General features: G+C 64.8%; 13 protein-coding genes. 4 read left to right on the top strand and 9 right to left on the bottom strand.

The genetic code is table 11. The features are described from left to right. Nucleotides 1–163: 163 nt before the first annotated feature. Complete coding sequence (locus A3AI_RS0112825) at nucleotides 164–1,936, bottom strand: acyl-CoA dehydrogenase family protein (protein WP_024515962.1); 1,773 nt, start codon at nucleotides 1,934–1,936, stop codon at nucleotides 164–166. 301 nt (nucleotides 1,937–2,237) lie between these two features. Here A3AI_RS0112825 and A3AI_RS0112815 point away from each other — a divergent pair, with 301 nt between their 5' ends. The 3 genes from A3AI_RS0112815 to A3AI_RS0112805 all read left to right on the top strand — a co-directional run bounded on the left by A3AI_RS0112815 (nucleotide 2,238) and on the right by A3AI_RS0112805 (nucleotide 7,877). Continuing rightward, nucleotides 2,238–3,404 carry an efflux RND transporter periplasmic adaptor subunit gene (locus tag A3AI_RS0112815; RefSeq protein ID WP_051382382.1) on the top strand — a complete coding sequence of 389 codons (1,167 nt, stop codon included), beginning with the start codon at nucleotides 2,238–2,240 and terminating at the stop codon, nucleotides 3,402–3,404. Further along, nucleotides 3,401–6,571, top strand: coding sequence for an efflux RND transporter permease subunit (locus A3AI_RS0112810; RefSeq protein ID WP_024515960.1), 3,171 nt, complete (start codon nucleotides 3,401–3,403; stop codon nucleotides 6,569–6,571). Before A3AI_RS0112815 ends, A3AI_RS0112810 begins: the two co-directional genes overlap by 4 nt. 118 nt (nucleotides 6,572–6,689) lie before the next feature. After that, the gene (locus A3AI_RS0112805; RefSeq protein WP_024515959.1) at nucleotides 6,690–7,877 is read left to right on the top strand and encodes an ABC transporter substrate-binding protein; all 1,188 of its coding nucleotides are present in this window, start codon (nucleotides 6,690–6,692) and stop codon (nucleotides 7,875–7,877) included. Between the two features lie 84 nt (nucleotides 7,878–7,961). Here A3AI_RS0112805 and A3AI_RS0112800 read toward each other — a convergent pair whose 3' ends face one another. From A3AI_RS0112800 to A3AI_RS0112785, 4 genes are read right to left on the bottom strand one after another with little or no spacing between them, the layout of a single operon-like run. Beyond that, entirely contained in the window at nucleotides 7,962–8,348 is a 387-nt protein-coding gene (locus tag A3AI_RS0112800) for an MAPEG family protein (protein ID WP_024515958.1), read from the bottom strand. A gap of 27 nt (nucleotides 8,349–8,375) precedes the next feature. Next, entirely contained in the window at nucleotides 8,376–9,464 is a 1,089-nt protein-coding gene (locus tag A3AI_RS0112795; protein ID WP_024515957.1) for a lipocalin-like domain-containing protein, read from the bottom strand. Further along, on the bottom strand, nucleotides 9,454–11,916 hold the full coding sequence (locus tag A3AI_RS0112790; RefSeq protein WP_024515956.1) for an ABC transporter permease: 2,463 nt from the start codon (nucleotides 11,914–11,916) through the stop codon (nucleotides 9,454–9,456). The genes A3AI_RS0112795 and A3AI_RS0112790 overlap by 11 nt, the downstream gene beginning before the upstream one ends. After that, nucleotides 11,913–12,566 (bottom strand): ABC transporter ATP-binding protein, encoded by a 654-nt coding sequence (locus tag A3AI_RS0112785; RefSeq protein WP_024515955.1) that lies wholly within the window; start codon nucleotides 12,564–12,566, stop codon nucleotides 11,913–11,915. Before A3AI_RS0112785 ends, A3AI_RS0112790 begins: the two co-directional genes overlap by 4 nt. Before the next feature lie 332 nt (nucleotides 12,567–12,898). On the opposite strand from A3AI_RS0112785, the gene A3AI_RS0112780 reads away from it, so the two are divergent. Then, a complete protein-coding gene (locus A3AI_RS0112780) occupies nucleotides 12,899–14,227 on the top strand; it encodes an MFS transporter (protein ID WP_024515954.1) in 1,329 nt (442 codons plus the stop codon). A gap of 166 nt (nucleotides 14,228–14,393) precedes the next feature. Here the strand turns inward: A3AI_RS0112780 and A3AI_RS0112775 are convergent, their stop codons facing one another. From A3AI_RS0112775 to A3AI_RS0112760, 4 genes are all read right to left on the bottom strand, one after another. Further along, nucleotides 14,394–16,115, bottom strand: a complete 1,722-nt coding sequence (locus A3AI_RS0112775) for an N-acyl-D-amino-acid deacylase family protein (RefSeq protein ID WP_024515953.1) — start codon at nucleotides 16,113–16,115, stop codon at nucleotides 14,394–14,396. 94 nt (nucleotides 16,116–16,209) lie between these two features. Then, complete coding sequence (locus A3AI_RS0112770) at nucleotides 16,210–17,448, bottom strand: MFS transporter (protein WP_024515952.1); 1,239 nt, start codon at nucleotides 17,446–17,448, stop codon at nucleotides 16,210–16,212. A 219-nt stretch (nucleotides 17,449–17,667) separates the two neighbouring features. Next, nucleotides 17,668–17,829, bottom strand: a complete 162-nt coding sequence (locus A3AI_RS48750; RefSeq protein WP_198030103.1) for a hypothetical protein — start codon at nucleotides 17,827–17,829, stop codon at nucleotides 17,668–17,670. Between the two features lie 27 nt (nucleotides 17,830–17,856). Then, nucleotides 17,857–18,897, bottom strand: coding sequence for an MBL fold metallo-hydrolase (locus A3AI_RS0112760; RefSeq protein ID WP_024515951.1), 1,041 nt, complete (start codon nucleotides 18,895–18,897; stop codon nucleotides 17,857–17,859). Nucleotides 18,898–18,991 lie beyond the last annotated feature (94 nt).

Raw genomic sequence — 18,991 nt, 5'->3', positions numbered from 1 at the left:
CCTCCCGGACGCGTCCGGTTTGTCTTGTTGGGGAATAATCTAGCGGAGCCAGCGCGAGGATGTCCACGCCGTCATTGCGGCTGCAGGGGCAGATTAATGTGCCCTCTCCACAAGGGGCGAGGCGCATCGATGGGCGCCATGCGCGCGGCCAAAGGTGTTGGCTCTAGCTAAGAAGCGGCGTTGCCTCCGACAGCTCGACCTTGCGTTCGGCAAGCAGCAGCTCTGCCACCTCATGCTCGTGCCCATCCGCCGCCGGTGCCAGGGGGTCGCGCGTGCCGAGCCGATGATCGAGGACGAGGCGCGCGATCAGAGCGCGCCTGGCATCGACGCCAGGGCGGCTCGCCTCCCAGGCCATCAGCGCCGCGCTTGCGACATGATGGAGGCCGCTCGCGGCCCGCCTTGCGTCGGCCTCCAGCGCCGGCGCCTCGGCGACGCGTTCCGCAAAGCCGATCGCGCGGTTCAGCGTGTCGCGCAGGCGGCTTCCAAATGCTTCGGGAAGCGCCGTCGCTTCGTCGAGCCGTGCCTCGAGCGCGGTCTGCAGGCGGCGATGCGCCCCGCTCTTGCCGACGGCGCGCGTGATAATGTCGATGGCGTTGATGTTGCTGGTGCCTTCCCAGAGCACGCCGATATGGGCGTCGCGGATCAGCCGCGGATTGACCCATTCCTCGATATAGCCGTTGCCGCCCCGCACCTCCATCGCGCCGGTCGCGACAGGAATGTTGTCGCGGCATGCGCGGAATTTCAGCAGCGGGGTGAGGATGCGGAGCAGGCTTTCGGCGTCCGTGTCGCCGGCATTGGCGCGATCCATGGCGCCCGCCGCAAACAGCAGCATCGACAGCGCCTGCTCCACCGGAAGCATGATCTTCAGCAGTTGCCGGCGCAACAGCGGATAGTCGATGATGGTCTTGCCGAAAGCCATGCGCGAGCGCGCGCAGACCATCGCCTCGTTCAGGCAGCGCCGCATCATCGCGGCGGCGCGTACCCCGTGCGACAGCCGCGACAGGTTGACCTGCTCCATCATCTGCTTGAGGCCGGCCTTGATGTCGCCCACCAGATAGGCGACAGCGCCGTCGAGGGCGATCTCGCCGCTCGCCATCGAGCGGGTGCCGAGCTTGTCCTTGAGGCGTACGATCCGGTAGGCATTGCGACGCCCGTCCTCGAGCCGGCGCGGTAACGCGAACAAGGCTAGACCTTCCGTGCCTGCTGGTGCGCCTTCCGGGCGCGCCAGCAGCAGCGCCACGTCGGCATCGGCATGCGAGCAGAACCATTTGTCGCCGTAGAGACGCCATTCGCCGTCTTCGAAGCGCGCCATTGTCTCGATGGCGCCGACATCGGATCCGCCGGCACGCTCCGTCATGAACTGCGTGCCCTTCCACATCGCAGCCGGGTCGGCCGACAGCATCTTCGGCAGCAGATAGTCCTTCAATGCGGGGTCGGCGAATTTGCGGATCAGATGGATCGAGGTGTCGGTGACGCTGATCGGGCACATCAGCCCGAACTCGGCCTGAACGAACAGGTATTGCAGCGCGTATTTGGCAACAGCCGGCAGCGGCCGCGCCATACCCAAGGTTCCAGCGCGGTGGCTCATGGCGTGAAACTGGAAATCGCCGAAGGCGATGGTTTCCATTTCCCGATAGGAGGCGTGATAGTCGATCTGGTCCTCGTCGCGGCCGAACCGGTCGCGCGGATTGAGGATCGGCGGATGTTTGTCGGCAATTCGCGCCAGCTCGTCGAGCCGGCCGCCGGCGAGTTCGCCCAGCCGATCGAAATGCGGTTCCAGCTGCGCGAAATCCGCCTGCGCAAGATAAAGGGGCAGGAGATCGCGCAAGCCGCGGTCGATGGCGTAGAAATTCTGCCCCGCGCAGTCGGGCGCAAGGTGATCCGCGCCGCTTCTTTGTTCAGCGGAGAAGGGGCGGCGGGCGGACAGCGCGTCCATGACTGACCTCCTGTGAGGGACCTCCCATTGGCGCGGCGCATTCGCCGTCGCGCAAGCGAGCTGCCCATCCGGGCAGTATCACCTACCAAATGATTATTTCATCATCAGGGGCGGACGGCAAAAAATTTGCACCACAAAATTCGCATATGAGGAAGGCGTGGCAGGACGCGGTCTTGCAGGATGGGCTGACAAGCGTCATCCTTGCGCGTTCCAACGAGAGGCGCGCCGCCATGTTCCACGGCGGCGCGGAGCAGTGGAGATTTCCTTGAGCGCGGCGGACTCATCGCAGTCATTTGGTCAAATTGTCACGTTTCGTTCGTTTGTCCGCATCGGGACCTCGATTGTCCTGCTCGCGTTCGCACTAGGCGGATGTGAGCAGAAGCCAAACGCGGCGGCGGCCGCGCCGGCGGCGCTTCCCGTCACCGTCGCGCAGCCGTTCAAGCGCACCGTCACCGATTGGGACGAGTTCACCGGCCGCTTCGAGGCGATCGAGGAGGTGCAGGTCAAGGCGCGGGTCGGCGGCTTCGTCACCAATGTCGAGTTCAAGGACGGCGACATGGTTCGTGCCGGCGACCTGCTCTATATCATCGACCCGCGCCCGTTCGAGGCCGTGGAGGCCCAGGCGGACGGCCAGCTGGCGGATGCCCGCGCCAAGACCGAGCTTGCCAAGCGCGAGCTCGATCGCGGCCTGGCCCTGGTCCAGACCAGCGCGGTCTCCGAGCAGATCGTCGACCAGCGCCGCCAGGCGCTGCAGGCCGCCCACGCAGCCGAGACCATCGCCGAAGGCGCGCTGAAGGCAGCTCAGCTCAATATCGAGTTCACCCATGTGCAGGCGCCGATCACCGGCCGCGTCAGCCGCCATCTCGTCAGCATCGGCAATCTCGTGCAGGGCAGCGACAATGGGGCCTCGACGCTGCTCACGACCATCGTCTCGCTCGATCCGATCTACATCTATTTCGACGTGGACGAGGCCACCTATCTCAAGAACAACAAGTTGTGGTTCGAGGGCAAGCGCCCGAGCTCGCGCGATACTCCCAATCCGGTGGAGGTGGCGCTGACAGGCGAAACCAAGCCCTCGCATGAGGGCCATATGGACTTCCTCGACAATCGCCTGGATGTCTCGACTGGCACGCTGCGCAGTCGCGCGGTGATCCCGAATCACGATCTTTCCGTCCTGCCAGGCCAGTTCGGGCGGGTACGACTGATCGGAAGCCTGCCCTACGAGGCGCTGCTGATCCCCGACAGCGCGATTGCGACCGACCAGTCCCGCAAGATCGTCTTCGTGGTGAAGGATGACGACACCGTGGAGGCGCGCACCGTCGTGCTCGGGCCGCTGGACGAAGGTCTGCGCGTGATCCGCGAAGGCCTGAAGCCGGAGGACCGCGTGATCATCGACGGCATCCAGCGTGCTCGCGTCGGCGCCAAGGTGAGCCCGAAAGCGGGCAATATCGTCGGCGACAAGACATGAATCTCGGAAGCCTCTCAGTCAACCGGCCGATTCTGGCGATGGTCCTGTCCATCGTGCTCCTGATCGTTGGTGCGATCGCCTACACCACCTTGCCGATCGCCGAATATCCCGAAGTGGTGCCGCCGACGGTGGTGGTGACGGCGCAGTATCCGGGCGCGTCCGCGCAGACCATCTCCGACACCGTCGCCGCGCCCATCGAGCAGCAGATCAACGGCGTCGAGGACATGCTGTACATGTACAGCCAGGCCACGTCGAACGGCCAGCTCACCATCACCATCACCTTCAAGCTCGGCACCGATCTCGACAAGGCGCAGGTGCTGGTGCAGAACCGCGTCGCGATCGCGCAACCGCAGTTGCCGGACGAGGTGCAGCGCAACGGCGTCGTCACCAAGAAGAACTCGCCCGACATCCTGATGGTCGTGTTCATGCTGTCGCCCGACGACTCGCTCGACCAGCTCTACATCTCGAACTACGCGCTGCTGCAGGTTCGCGACCAGCTGTTGCGGCTCGACGGCATCGGCGACATCACGATTTTCGGTGCGCGCGACTATTCGATGCGGCTGTGGCTTGACCCCGACAAGATCTCGAATCTCGGCATGACCTCGAGCGATGTGATCGCCGCGATCCGCGCCCAGAATTTGCAGATCACGGGCGGCCAGCTTGCCAGTCCCCCGGTCGCCGATCGCGCCTTCCAGCCAAACCTGACGTTCACCGGGCGTCTGAAGGAGCCGGCCCAGTTCGAGAACATCGTCGTCAAATCGGGCCAGGACGGCCGCATCGTGCGACTGCGCGACATCGCGCGGATCGAGCTCGGCGCGCTCGATTATTCCACCAACAGCTTCGAGCTGCGGAAGACTGCGGTGGCGATGCTGGTGACCCAGCGTCCCGGATCCAATGCACTGGCGACCGCCAAGGGCATCAAGGACACCATGGTCAAGCTGAAAGCCAGCTTTCCCAAGGGGCTCGACTATGACATCGGCTACAACCCGACCGAATTCATCCAGCAGTCCATCAGCGAGCTGATCAAGACTATCTATGAAGCGATGGCGCTGGTCGTGATCGTGGTGCTGGTGTTCCTGCAGGGTTGGCGGCCGGCGATCATTCCGATCGTGGCGATCCCGGTGTCGCTGGTCGGCACCTTTGCTGCGATGGCCGCGCTCGGCTATGGCATCAACAACCTCACGCTGTTCGGCCTCGTGCTCGCGGTCGGCATCGTGGTCGACGACGCCATCGTCGTGGTGGAGAACGTGGAGCGGCATTTGCGCGACGGTATGAGCCGGCGCGAAGCGGCGCTGAAGACGATGGAGGAGGTTGGCGGCGCGCTGGTCTCGATCGCGCTGGTACTGTGCGCGGTGTTCGTGCCGACCGCCTTTCTCGGTGGCATCACCGGACAGTTTTTCCAGCAATTTGCGGTGACGATCGCGGTTGCGACCGCGATCTCCTGCTTCTGCTCGCTGACGCTGTCGCCGGCGCTGGCTTCGCAGATTCTCGTTCCGCACGAGGAGAAGCGGAAGCCTGCTGCCTGGAATCTGATCGCGCGTGGCTGGGAGTGGTTCACCGGCCTGTTCAACCGCAGCTTTGACTGGTTGTCCAACTTCTATGCTGATATCGCCGCCTTCGTGATCCGGCATCGCGTGGTGATGCTGCTAGTCTATGTCGTGCTGATCGGCAGCGCTGGCTGGCTGCTCGTCACCACGCCGCAGGGCTACATTCCGGCGCAGGATCGTGGCTACGTGATCATATCCGCGCAACTGCCGGGCGCGGCGTCGCTGGCGCGCACCACCGAGATCGTACGCAGAATCGAGAGCATTGCACTCGATACGCCCGGCATTTCGCATATTGCCGTCTTTGCAGGCCTGTCGGGGGCGACCCGCACACAGGCGAGTAATTCGGCGGCGCTGTTTCCAGTGTTCGAAGAGCCGGAAGTGCGCCTCAAGAAGGGGCTGAACGCACAGGTGATCACCGCGGATCTGCGCAAGCGGCTGTCCGCAATCGAAGGCGCGTTCATCATCGTCATCCCGCCGCCGCCCATACCCGGCATCGGCACCGGCGGTGGCTTTACCATGCGCATCCAGGATCGGCAGGGCCGCGGTCCCGAGTTGCTTGCGGCCGCTACCGACGAACTGGTCGCAGCGGCGCGCAAGTCACCGTTGCTGCTGGCCCCGACCGTGTTCTCGCCATTCTCGGCCAACACGCCGCAGGTCTTTGTCGACATCGATCAGGTCAAGGCGCAGAAGCTCGGCGTGCCGATCCAGGGCATAACCGACACGATCCAGACCTATTTCGGTTCGACCTATGTCAACGACTTCAACCTGTTCGGCCGCACCTATCACGTTACCGCGCAGGCCGATCTGCCGTTCCGGAAGGAGCGCCCCGATCTTGCGCGGCTGCGGACCCGCAACGCCAATGGCGATATGGTGATGCTCGGCAGCGTGGTGGATTTCAAGGACGTCTCCGGTCCGGACCGCGTCGCGCGCTACAATCTCTATCCCGCCGCCGAGCTGCAGGGCGAGGGTCTGCCCGGCACGAGCTCGGCGACTGCAATCGCCGTGATGAAGAAGCTCGCCGACGAGACGCTGCCGAGCGGCTTCTCCTATGACTGGACCGACTTGTCCTATCAGCAGGTCAATGGGGCAAATGCCGGCCTGTTCGTTTTCCCGGTCTGCGTGCTGTTCGTCTATCTGGTGCTGGCCGCGCAATATGGCAGCTGGAGCCTGCCGTTCTCGGTCATCCTGATCGTGCCGATGTGCTTGCTCGCCGCCACCATCGGCGTGCGCATCATGGGCCAGGACGTCAATATCCTGACCCAGATCGGCTTCATCGTGCTGGTGGGATTGGCTGCCAAAAACGCCATCCTGATCGTCGAGTTCGCCCGCGACATCGAGCTCGAAGGCCACAAACGGCTGGATGCCGTGATCGAGGCCTGCCGATTGCGGCTGCGGCCGATCCTGATGACGTCGTTTGCCTTCATTCTCGGCGTGCTGCCGCTCGTGGTCTCCAGCGGCTCCGGATCGGAAATGCGCCAGGCGGTGGGCGTGGCCGTGTTCTTCGGCATGCTGGGCGTGACGCTGTTCGGCCTCGTCTTCACGCCGATCTTCTACATCGTCGTGCGCAACCTTGCCGACGGCGGCAAGCCGCCCGCCGAACAGAAGGGTCACGCGGCCTGACACGGCTGCGCGGCCAGCCTGTTTCGCCGCCCTCCATACTTTCGGCTGAGCCCGAAATGGGTGGGCAGGTGCGGGGTTCTTGAATATCATCCGTTTTATAATTCGTTGGGAGAGAAGCATGAAATTCGGACTTTTGGCGGCGGCAGCAGTGGGTGCGGTCGCGCTTGCCCAACCGGCGGCGGCGCAGGTCAAGATCGGCATCCTGAACGACCAGTCGGGTGTCTATGCCGATTACGGCGGCAAATATTCGCTGGAAGCTGCCAGGATGGCGATCGAGGATTTTGGCGGCGAGGTGCTGGGCCAGAAGATCGAGCTCGTCACCGCCGATCACCAGAACAAGCCGGATCTTGCGGTCGCCATTGCCCGGCGCTGGTATGACACCGAAGGCGTCGACATGATCACGGAGCTCACCACCTCCTCGGTCGCGCTTGCGGTGCAGGAGCTGTCGAAGGAGAAGAAGAAGATCGACATCGTGGTGGGCGCCGCGACCTCGCGCATATCGGGCGATGCCTGCACGCCCTACAGCTTCCACTGGGCCTTCGATACCCGTGCGCTTGCGGTCGGCACCGGTGGCGCGCTGGTGAAGGCCGGCGGCGACAGCTGGTTCTTCCTGACCGCCGACTACGCGTTCGGCTATGCGCTGGAAAAGGACACCAGCGACATCGTCACGCAGAACGGCGGCAAGGTGCTGGGCTCGGTACGCGTGCCGCTCAACTCGTCCGACTTCTCGTCCTTCCTGCTGCAGGCACAGAGCTCGAAAGCGAAGATCGTGGGCCTTGCCAATGCCGGCCTCGACACCACCAACTCGATCAAGCAGGCGGCCGAATTCGGCATCGTCAAGGGTGGCCAGAAGCTCGCGGGGCTCCTGATGGTGCTGTCCGACGTGCATGGTCTTGGCCTGGAGACGGCGCAGGGCCTGGTGCTCACGGAAGGATTTTACTGGGACCGCGACGACAAGTCCCGTGCCTTCGGTGAGCGCTTCATGAAGCGCACCGGCCGGATGCCGAACATGATCCATGCCGGCACCTATTCGGCGACGTTGAGCTACCTGAAAGCGGTCAAGGCAGCCGGCACCAAGGATTCCGATACGGTTGCCAAAAAGCTCAAGGAGCTGCCGGTCGACGACGCCTTCGCGCAAGGCAAGGTGCTCGAGAACGGCCGCATGGTGCACGACATGTACCTGTTCGAGGTGAAGAAGCCGTCGGAATCCAAGAAGCCATGGGACTACTACAAGGAGCTCGCCGTCATCCCCGGCGACAAGGCGTTCTTCACCGCCAAGGAGAGCGGCTGCCCGCTGACGAAGTGAGCGCGTCGCTTGACGTCGTCCCGGCCTCCCGTGCGCAATTGCGCACCAGGCCGGGACGACGGCAGAGTGAGTGGCATCAGCTTCTCACATCAGCCGCCAAACGATCGTTCCAAGCGATCCCAGCAGCAGCACGCCTGTGGCCAGCGACTGGATCAGAAAGCCGGGCCTGCGCTTTTCCACGGCCTTCTCATAGCCGGTCATGTAGAGGATTCGGCCGACGATCCAGACGAGACCGGCGAGCGCGGCGTATTTGTCGCTGACATAGACCGCGAACAGCCACAGCGAGGGCAGGAATATCGGCAGCCATTCCAGCGTGTTCATCTGCACGCGAAACACCCGCTCGAATTCCGGGTTGCCCGAGATCGCAGGCGGCCCGATCTTGAAGGCGGCTCGTGCCCGCGCCACACGTATGCTGGTGAAGAAGTAGAACAGGATCACGAGACACGTGACCAGCGCGGTGAAATCATACATGGCAGCGTCCCCTGCAAGGATCGGCCATCAATACCCGGTCAATTCAAGATAGCCCACCCCCGTGTGCGTCCCGTGAAAGCTGATCGGTCCCTCCCAGTAGGAAAAGCCCGTGCCCATCCAGGCACGCGGATTGAGCGGCATCGCGTGGATGGCCAGCTCCAGTGAGGGAATCGCGACGTCCCATTGCACGGGCAATTTGCGCCCCGCGATCTCGACCGTCTCCTTTGGCGTCATCGCGACATCGGCTGATGTCAGTTGCCGCGTAGCACCGTCGGCGGAGATGAACGTGCCGGAGATGTAGTTGTTGTCGTCCTTCTGCCGCATCCGGTACAGCATCAGCTTCTCGCCGCCTGCCAAGTGCAGCGCGAACCAATCCCAACCGGTCTGGTCGGCGGCGAGAGGCTGGCTGCTCCATTCGCGGTCCATCCAGGCTTGCCCCGAGACATCGAGCGCCTTGTCGTCGATGGCGAGGCGTCCGCTCACCTTGAAGAAAGGCTGGCTGTAGTAATACGAGGCCTGCCCGCGCTCGGATTTCCGGCCGTAGCCGCCGTCTCCCTGCAGCACCAGCGGCCGGTCGGCCACGAGCTTGAGCGTGTAGGAAAAGTCCTTCGCTGTCGCGCTGAGTTCGAGCGGCGCAATGCGATTGGGATCGGTGTTGTCGTCGCCGCGCATCTCCCAGGAATCGATGAAGGCGCGGAACGGGCTCGCCTCGACGCCAGCCTGCCCGGCGCCGCCGCGTGCAAAGCATTCGCCGAAGCGATGGGTGTCGGCACGCGTCGTCGCCGCATGCGCCATCCAGATCTGCTGGTTGGCCCAGCCCTCGCGCTGCGGTCCCGGCAGCAGGGCCTGGCGGAACAGCGTCCATTGCACGCCATAGGCCGTGCCGGCGCTGTCGGCGAGATTTGCGGTCAGGTACCACCATTCGATGCGGAAGTCCGGATGAGGGCCGTGGTCGGTGGGAAACGAAAAGACCTTGCCGGGCGTCACCTGCGCATAATCATTGGCGTTGCTGCCGAGCCCCGCATAACCCTGCGCGGACCCGTGCCACGGGCGAAGCGTGAGAGCCGCGAGTGTGCCCGCGAAAGCGCGGCGCGATATTTTTGCGTCAGCGCTCATTGGCGAATACCTTGACGAGGCTGGCCGGCTGCATGCGCGCCAGCCGCACAACCGGCAGCAGCGAAGCCAGCAGCGATGCGGCCATCGCGACGCCAAGCAATTTCACGAGCTGCAGCGGGAAGACATGGAACGGCAGCCGCCAGCCGAACGCCTTCACATTCACGATCGCAATCAAACACCACGCGACCAGCAGCCCCAGCGGCAGCGCCAGGAGCGCCGTGATCAGCGCGACCGACAGCGTCTTGGTCAGCTCGATGCCGGCGAGCTGGCGGCGGGTGAGGCCGATCGCCCATAGCGGGGCAAGCTGCGGTAGGCGCGAATTGGCAAGCGTCAGCAGGCTGGTCAACAGTGCAATGCCGGCAACCCCGAGTGTGAAGGCGTTCAGCGCTGCGGTCACCGCAAAGGTGCGGTTGAAGATACGCAGTGAGTCGGCCTTCAACGTCGCCTGGTCGACGAGGTTGCGGCCGTCGAGCCCGAACTTGTCCGAGAGCGCAGCAATGAGCGCGGGCGTAGCGCCGGGCCTCGCCCGCAGCGCCATCCGCGTTCTCGGCGTTTGCGGGAAATGCGCCATCAGCGCCGCGACATTGACCGCGACCTGGCTCTTCGGGTTGCCGTAGTCGGCATAGCGGCCGATCACGCGCAGCCGCCAGTTGCCCGTCGGCGTCGGCAGGTCGATGGTGCCGCCGAGTCCGATCTTGGTGCGTTCCGACAATTGCTCGCTGACAAACGCCGCGTCGCCCTCACGCAGGCGCGCCCATGCATTGGGGACGAACTCCAGCAGCGGCCAGTGCGCCTGATAGGTCGCATCATCAGGCAGGCCGAACACCTCAAGCGGCGCGCCGTCGAATTGTGCATCGGCCCGGCCGCCTTGCAGGATCGCCGCCACGTCGGTCCGGTCATGGAGCCAGTCCTTGATCGCCGCCGCCTGCGCATCGTCGGAGGCGACGAGATAGATGTCGGCGGTCAGGCGGCCCTCGAGCCAGGTGACAAAGGTGCGGCTGAAGGTTTCGACCATGGTGCCGACGCCGACATTGACGGCCAGCGCCAGCAGCAGCGCCATCAAGGCCAGCGACAAGCCGGACAGCTGCTGGCGGCTGTCGGCCCAGAACCACTGCGCGATCGCGCCTTGCGCGGTTCGCTCGCCGGCGGTGAGCGCCGCCTCGAGCAGGGATGGCAGCAAGAGCGCCGCGCCGAGCAGGAGGGCGGCGAGCACGGCAAAGCCCGAGATCAGCGAATTGCCGTACCAGAGCAGCCAGCAGGCCACGGCTAGGATGGCAAGCGCGGCGGCACTCTGCAGCATCAGCCAGCGGTGCTGTGCCTGCTGCCAGGCCTGCGGTTGCGCGGTCGCCAGCAGCGGCAGCCGGATGGCTTTCGCAAGGCTGGTGGCGGCCGCAACCAGCGCGCCGGCGACGCTGATGACGAGCCCCGCGATCCACCATTCCGGGCGCAACGACAGCTCACCCGGAATCTGCGCGCCATAGAGCCCGCGCAAGGAAGCCGCGACGTCAGGCAGCAGCGCTGCCGCGACGAAATAGCCGCAGACGAGTCCAATGATGCCCGCGAGCAGCGCCAGCGACACCAGCTCGATCACCAGCACGCTGTTGAGCATCAGCGCGGAGGCGCCGCAGGCACGCAAGGTTCGCAGCATCGGCAGGCGCTGCTCGAACGCAAGCCCGATCGCGGAATTGACGATGAACAGCCCGACCACGAAGGACAACAGCCCGAACGCGGTGAGGTTCAGGTGAAAGCTGTCGGTCAGCCGCTCCAGGTCGGTCTCGGCATCGGGTTGCACAAGGCGGAGCTGGTCGCCCACCACCTGTTCGAGCGGCTGCATCGGTCCCTTGGGCCTGCCGATCAGCAGCCGCGATACTTCGTTGGGCTTGTGCAGCAGACCTTGCGCGATGCCGATATCGACCACCAGCACGTCGCCGACCAGTTCGCGCTGCGCATGCAGCGGCGGCAGTCGCTCGCCGCCGCTGATATCGGGCGTCGCGCCCTCGGCGAGTGAAAGATCGGCGAGCGTATCGGGCGCAACCAATGTCTGCCCGGGCGGCAGAATGAAATTTTGCAGGCCGTCGCGCCCGAGCTGCGGGGCGTTGCCGACGTCGACCGGCAGCGTCACCGGCTCGATGCCGAGCAGGCGAAGGCTGCGCCCGCCGATCTGCACGCGGCCCTCCAGGACCGGCGACACCTGCCAGCCCGCGTGGCGCAGCTGCACGAATAGCGCCTGCGGAAAGGTCCCGCCCGCGCGCGCCACAAGGGCGGCTACACGCGCACCGCCGAACACAGCGGCGGCACGGTCGTAGGAGTCGCGCGCCTCCTGGTTCAGGGCCTGCACCCCGCTCCACAGCGCGGTCGCCGAGATCAGGCCGATCAGCAAGGTCGCAAGCTGCATCCGATGTCGCCGCCAATGGCTCAACAGCACCGCGAGGATCCACAGCGCGCGCCTCATGCGACGACCCCGGCATGCAGCGTGACGTGGCGATCCAGCGTGGCGGCGAGCCGCGCGCTGTGGGTTACCATCAGGAAAGCGCAGCCGGTGCGGGCGACGAGATCGCGCGTCAGCGCCAGCACGTCGTCCGCGGTCGCCTCGTCAAGATTGCCGGTCGGCTCGTCCGCGAGCAGCAGCAGCGGCTTGACCGCAAGCGCGCGCCCGATCGCCACCCGCTGCTGCTGGCCGCCGGACAATTGCTCGGGATAACGCTTCAGGAGCTGGCTCAAGCCCAGCCGCTCGACCAGCTCGGCGTGCCAGGCGGGATCGTGGCGAGAGGCGAGTCGGGCCTGAAAAGCGAGATTGTCGGCCACACTCAAGCTCGGCACCAGGTTGAATTGCTGGAACACCAGGCCGAGCCGGTCGCGCCGCAGGGTTGCGCGCGCGGCATCGGAGAGCTTGGTGATGCAGTCCTCGCCAATGATGATCTCGCCGCCATCGGCAGCGTCCAGCCCTGCGATCAGGTGCAACAGCGTGCTCTTGCCCGAGCCGGATTCCCCCGTCAGCGCCACACGCTCGCCGGCGGCGACAGAGAGATCGACGCCGCGCAGCACGGCGACTTTCTCTCCGGCGGAGGAATAGGACTTTTTCAAATCGCGAATGCTCAGCACGGTCCTGGCCCGTAAGCGACAGCGGGCGCGCCGCAGGCTTTTGTGAGGGATGATCGCCGGACCATAGCAAGCCGGGTCTGCCAGATCACGACGTCAATGTCGTCTCCGGCGATCGTGATCCGGCCCTGCGGTCATCGGCGACCCTGACATAGAGAGGTTGATGATCCGGGAGCCTGCCAAACGCGGTGGCTACCCCTTACCGCATGGCGGAATGTTAACGAAAGGCCGGGGTTGCGTCGCCGCCGTTCCGGTCTATAGCATGGAACCGTCCCTCCAAGGGACCACCAACAACCAGCAACAAGCCAGATAAATCAAGACGGGGAAGGATTCACATGGCCGCGCAGCCGACGCCGCAAAGGACGTCACCGGAAACGCCTCAAGGCGCCTGGAAGATCACGTTTCTGCTGTTTCTGTTCATGCTCGTGAATTTCGCGGACAAGATCGTGGTCGGTCTTGCCGGTGTGCCGATCATGACGGAACTGAAGCTCGAGCCGGAGCAGTTCGGTTTCCTCGGCTCATCGTTCTTCCTGTTGTTCTCGATTTCGGCGATCGTGGTGGGCTTCATCGTCAACAGCGTCCCGACCCGCTGGGTGCTTTTGGTGCTGTCCCTGATCTGGGCGCTGGCGCAGTTTCCCATGGTTGGCACCATCGGCCTGACCACGCTGCTGATCTGCCGCATCATCCTCGGCGCGGGCGAGGGGCCGGCCTTCTCGGTCGCTGCGCATGCGATCTACAAGTGGTTTCCTGACGAGAAGCGGACATTGCCGACTGCGATCCTGTCCCAGGGCTCGGCCTTCGGCGTGATCGTCGCCGTGCCGGCGCTGAACTGGGTGATCGTGAACCACAGCTGGCACTATGCCTTCGGCGCGCTTGGCGTGGTCGGGCTGATGTGGGCAGTGGCCTGGCTCATCATGGGCAAGGAAGGGCCGCTCGCGGACATCTCGGCATCGGCCGCAGCGGAGCAGAGGATTCCCTATTTCCGCCTGCTCACCTCGCGCACCTTCATCGGCTGTACGGTCGCGACCTTCGGCGCCTATTGGGCGCTGTCGCTCGGTCTGACCTGGTTCACGCCCTTCATCGTCAAGGGGCTCGGCTATTCCCAACAGCAGGCCGGCTTCATCTCTATTCTGCCCTGGGTGTTCGGCGCGGTCATCGTGCTGCTCACCGGGTGGATCTCGCAGGCGCTGATGGCGCGCGGCGTGTCGACTCGCGTGGCGCGCGGCGTGCTCGGAGCGACGCCGCTGGTGTTCGGCGGTGCGATCCTGGCGATATTGCCCTTTTTCCAGGGCTCGACTGGTCTCGTGATCGCGCTGCTCGTGATAGGCTCCGGCCTGTGCGGCTCGATCTATGTGGTCTGCCCGCCAATGCTTGGCGAGTTCACGCCGGTGTCGCAGCGTGGCGCCGTGATCGCGATCTATGGCGCGCTCTATACGCTGGCGGGAATCATCGCGCCGACGGTAATGGGCAGTGTGATCCAGCATTCCCCGACGCTGCTTGAGGGTTACTTCAGCGGCTTCAGCATCAATGCCGTCGTCATGGGGATGTCGGGTCTGCTCGGCCTGTTGCTGCTCTGGCCGAACACCGAACGGGCGCGGCTGCGCGGGCAGACGCCGGTTAGCTTCGCGCCGTCGTCCCAGGCGAGCGACCGGGTGCGGGCGTAACCCTCGATGAGATGAGGTCCGGCTGGCTGCCTCCGCGACACCTCTCCCCGGCGGGGAGAGGTCGGACTGCTCCCGGCGATGCATGGCATCGTCCGGTGCAATCCGGGTGAGGGGCCGCAGCGCTTACGAAGGATGACATCTCTTCGAGACGTCATCCTTGCTCGCTCTATTGCAATTCGCCCTGCACGCCGCGCACGAGCTTGCCCGGCCGCGCGCCGGTCGGTGCGCCGTCGCGCTGGGTCACCACACCCGAGACGATGGTGGCGTCGTAGCCGTCGACCTGCTGCAGCAGGCGGCGGCCGCCGACGGGCAGGTCGTAATGCACCTTCGGCGGATGCAGGTGCAGGCGGCCATAGTCGATCACATTGATGTCGGCCTTGTAGCCGGGCGCGATCAGGCCGCGATCGGCGAGGCCGACTGACAGCGCCGTCTTGCGCGACTGCACCGCCACCACGAAGGGGATCGACAGCTTCTCGCCGCGCGAGCGGTCGCGCGTCCAGTGCGTCAGCAGATAGGTCGGGAAGCTCGCATCGCAGATGATGCCGCAATGCGCGCCGCCGTCACTCAGGCCCGGCACGGAGCGCGGGTCGGTCAGCATCTCGCGCGTGGCATCGAGATTGCCGTCGGCATAATTGAGGAACGGCACATAGAGCATGCCGCGGCCCTGGTCCGACAGCATCGCGTCGTAGGCCAGCTCCTCCGGCTGCTTGCCCAGCTTGCGCGCCTGCGGGCCCAGCGCGTTCTCCTGCGGTTGCTCGTAATCGGGCGGGTTGCCGAGCAGGTACATCTTGTCGTAGTTCGGCCGGAAGAACAGCGGATCGTCGGTGGCGGTTGCGCTTTCCTTGAGGATCGCCGCGCGGACCTCCGGCTGGCGGAGCCGCTTGAGCCGCTCGGCGAGCGGCAGGTGCGCGATTGCCTTGTAGCTCGGATGGGTCTGGAACGGGTTGCGCGACAATTCGAGCCCGAGCAACAGGCCAACCGGGCGCGCCGCGATCTGCGCGGTGATCGAAAGTCCTCGCGCGGCGGCGGCATTGATCTCGTCCAGCGTCTGGCGCCAGCGCCGCGGCGCGCGGTCGCTCTGCGCCACCGAAAATGAGATCGGGCATTTGGTGTTGTCCGCAACCCGCAGCATCATCGGCAGGTCTTCGTCCAGGGTGGAGAGATCGAGCACGAATTGCAGTACGCTGCGCCCTTCGCCATGCATGGCGGCTGCGATCGCGGTCAGCTCGTCTTCGCCGGCTTTCAGGGTCGGGGTGAAATCGCCGGTCGAGGTGCGGTGATTGAGGGTGCGCGAGGTTGAGAAGCCGAGCGCGCCCGCGCGTACGGCCTCGCCCGCGAGCTTTGCCATCTTCGCATTGTCTTCCGCGGTGGAAGGATCGCGGCGCGCGCCGCGCTCGCCCATCACATAGACGCGGAGTGCCGCATGCGGCAGCTGCGCGCCGATATCGATGTCGAAATCACGCTTGGCGAGCCAGCTCATGTAATCGGGAAAGCTTTCCCATTCCCAGGGAATCCCGGCGCTCAGCACCGGCTCCGGAATATCCTCGACGCCTTCCATCAGTTGGATCAGCCGCTGGTGGTCGGCCGGCCTGCACGGCGCGAAACCGACACCGCAATTGCCCATGATCGCGGTGGTGACGCCGTTCTGCGAGGAGGGCGAGATGTCCTGGCTCCAGGTCACCTGGCCGTCATAATGGGTGTGGACGTCGACAAATCCCGGGGTGACGAGCTTGCCGCGCGCGTCGATCTCCTCGCGGCCCGAGTTCGAAACTTTGCCGACCTCGCTGATTCGCCCGTCGTGAATGGCTATATCGGCTTCGAACAGGTTGCCGCCGCTGCCGTCAGCGATGGTGCCGCCGCGGATCACGAGGTCTGGACGAGCGGTCATGGCGTTCTTCCCGGAAATTGGTTGTCGTGGCTGGGCCGCATCATCGGCCCAGGCCCAGAACTGTCAACCGCGGGGAAGAGAACTCAGCAATGCGTCAGGCAGCTTTCGCCGTTGCCATAGCTGTGTCCGGCTTGCGCTCGGTAAAGGGCGTCAGCAGCACGGTCAGCACCATGAACAGCGCGGATAGACCGAACACCCAATGCGGCAGGCTCTGGTCCATCATCCAGCCGAACAAGATCGGGCTCACCATCCCTGAGAAGTTGAAGCCCGTGGAGACGATGCCGAAGGCGCGGCCTGCGGCGCCGGCGGGCGCTGCGTTGCGCACCAGCATGTCGCGCGAGGGCGCGATCACCCCGCCAAGGAAGCCCGCGGCGGTCATCGCAATCATCAGCAGCGCGGCCGGCAGCGCCACCAGCGCGATCACGAGCACGATCGCGGTGTTGATGCCGAAGCACACCGCAGCAACCTGGCCGTGGCGCTTGGTGTGATCGGCCAGGAACCCGCCGGCGAGCACGCCGGCCGCGGCTGCGCCGAGATAGGCGGTCAGTGCGACATTCGCGCTCGAGTAGGAGGCGCCGTAGCCGTTCATCAGCGCGACCACGCCGAAATTCGAGATGCCGGCGTTGGAGAGGCCGAGCAGCATGAAGAAGATGGTCAGCACGATCAGGGCCGGCGTGATCACGCTTTGCTTCGAGACCTTGCCGTCAACGCCCGCGTGATGTTTTGCGCTCGCCTCCGGCACGCCGAACAGCATCAGCACCGCCGCCACCAGGATGGCAATCGCGCCGGAGACGATCAGCGCGCCGACGCCGCCGACGGTGGCCAGAAGGGCGCCGACGATCGCAGGCGCCACGGCGCCGCCGAGATAGCCGGCAAAGGTGTGAATCGAGAAGGCGCGGCCCATCTTCGCCTCGTCCATATGGGCGGCGAGGATCGCGTAATCGGCGGGATGGTAGACGCTGTTGGCAAGCCCGAGCAGCACCGCGCTCACGACCAGCATCGTATAGTTCAATTGCAGCCCGAGCAGGATCAGCGCCAGACCGCCGAGGCAGAGCCCGATCAGGAGCACCTTGCGCGCGCCGAAATGATCGACCAGGTAGCCGGTCGGGGCCTGGGTCAGCGCCGAGACCACAGCAAAAACGGTGAGCGCAAAGCCAAGCTCGATATAGCCGACACCGAGCGCCGTTTTCAGGAACGGGAACAGCATCGGCAGTACCAGCAAATGGAAATGGCTGACCCAATGCGCCAAGGAAATCAGGGTAAGCGTGCGCAATCCGCTGTCCGCCTTGGACATGGCTTGGCTTTGTTGCGGTGCGGCGAGGATGTCGGCCATTGCGGATGCGGATTCTGTCTGTTTTCGAGGCGGCCAAACTATCGGCACAGGCGGTTATTTGTCCATGAACGGCGGCGCATGGCTGCGTTGGCGTGAGGCAACCGCAACGTCATTCCGGGGGCGATGCGCAAGCATCGAACCTGGAATCCAGAAATTGTGACGCGAGATTTTTGGGTTCGCGCGTTCCGAGCGCCCACGCGTGACGTCGGAGTGATTGCACTACAATGGCTCGTCGTCGTTGCCGTAGCGATCGCGCTTCGGCGTGGCGATGTCGCCGTCCTCGTAATCGTCGTCGGCGGCCTGCGGCGGCGGAGGTGGTGGTTGCTTCGCTGTGTCGTCCGCCTTTTTGGCGGTCTCGTTCTTCTTGTCGATGATGCTCATATTGTTCCCCCTGTGTGACCTTCGTCCTCAGGCCGCCAGCACCGGGCCGCCGGCCTTCTTCCAGGCATCCATGCCGCCGGCGATGTGGGCGGCGTTGAGGAAGCCGGCGTCCTTGGCGGCCGCGACCGCCATGGCGGAGCGCTCGCCGAAGGCGCAGAAGAACACGATGCGGCGGCCGGTAGCGGCGGCGACCTCGCGCAGCATGCCGCCGGGCTTCAAATTATCCTCGATCGACGGATAGGGCGCATGCAGCGCGCCCGCGAGCGTGCCGTGCTTTGCCCGCTCGCCGCTCTCCCGCAAATCGACCAGGAGGATGTCGGGACGACCGAGCGCCAGCATCGCCTCGGGCACGCTGAGCGCGCGGCCTTCCTTGGCGAGTTCCTCCTGGTGCAGCCCGACATGCATGTTGGCGGGCACCGCGACATCCATCATCTTCGGATTGGGCAGCTTCAGATTGTTCATCAGCTCGATATATTCGTCGACCGAGCGCACCTGCAGCCGCGGATTGTAGCGTTTCTCCTCGCCGATGGTGGAGACGGTGTCGCCCTTGTAGTCATGCGCGGGATAGACCAGCGTCTCCTCCGGCAGCTTGAGCAGGCGGTTGAAGATCGACTCATATTGCGAGCGCGCGCTGCCGTTCTGGAAATCGGTGCGGCCGGTGCCGCGGATCAAAAGCGTATCGCCCGTGAAGACGCGATCGCCCATCACATAGCTGTAGGAATCGTCGGTGTGTCCGGGCGTATACAGCACGTCGAGCGAGAGGCCCTCGATGGTCACCTTGTCGCCGTCGGAGACGCGCATCGACACCACGTCGGCCTTGCTCTGGTCGCCCATGATGGTGATGCAATGGGTGCGGTCGCGCAGCTCGCCCAAGCCCGTGACATGGTCGGCATGCAGATGGGTGTCGACGGCTTTCACAAGCTTGAGATCGAGCTCGCGCAGGAGTTGGCAATAGCGGTCGGCCTTTTCCAGCACCGGATCGAGGATCAGGGCCTCGCCGCCGGCGCGGCTTGCGAGCAGGTAGCTGTAGGTGCCGGACACGCTGTCGAAAAGCTGGCGGAAGATCATTCTAGTTCGTCCTCAAATGAGTCCCAACACTATCACAGCAAGATAATCACGGACGCACATAGCTCCAACCCTGTTCCTGCAATTCGGCGAGAAC

This window comes from Bradyrhizobium sp. Tv2a-2 (assembly GCF_000472425.1).
Taxonomy (GTDB): Bacteria; Pseudomonadota; Alphaproteobacteria; order Rhizobiales; family Xanthobacteraceae; genus Bradyrhizobium.
This window is presented reverse-complemented; position numbering and strand designations above follow the sequence as displayed.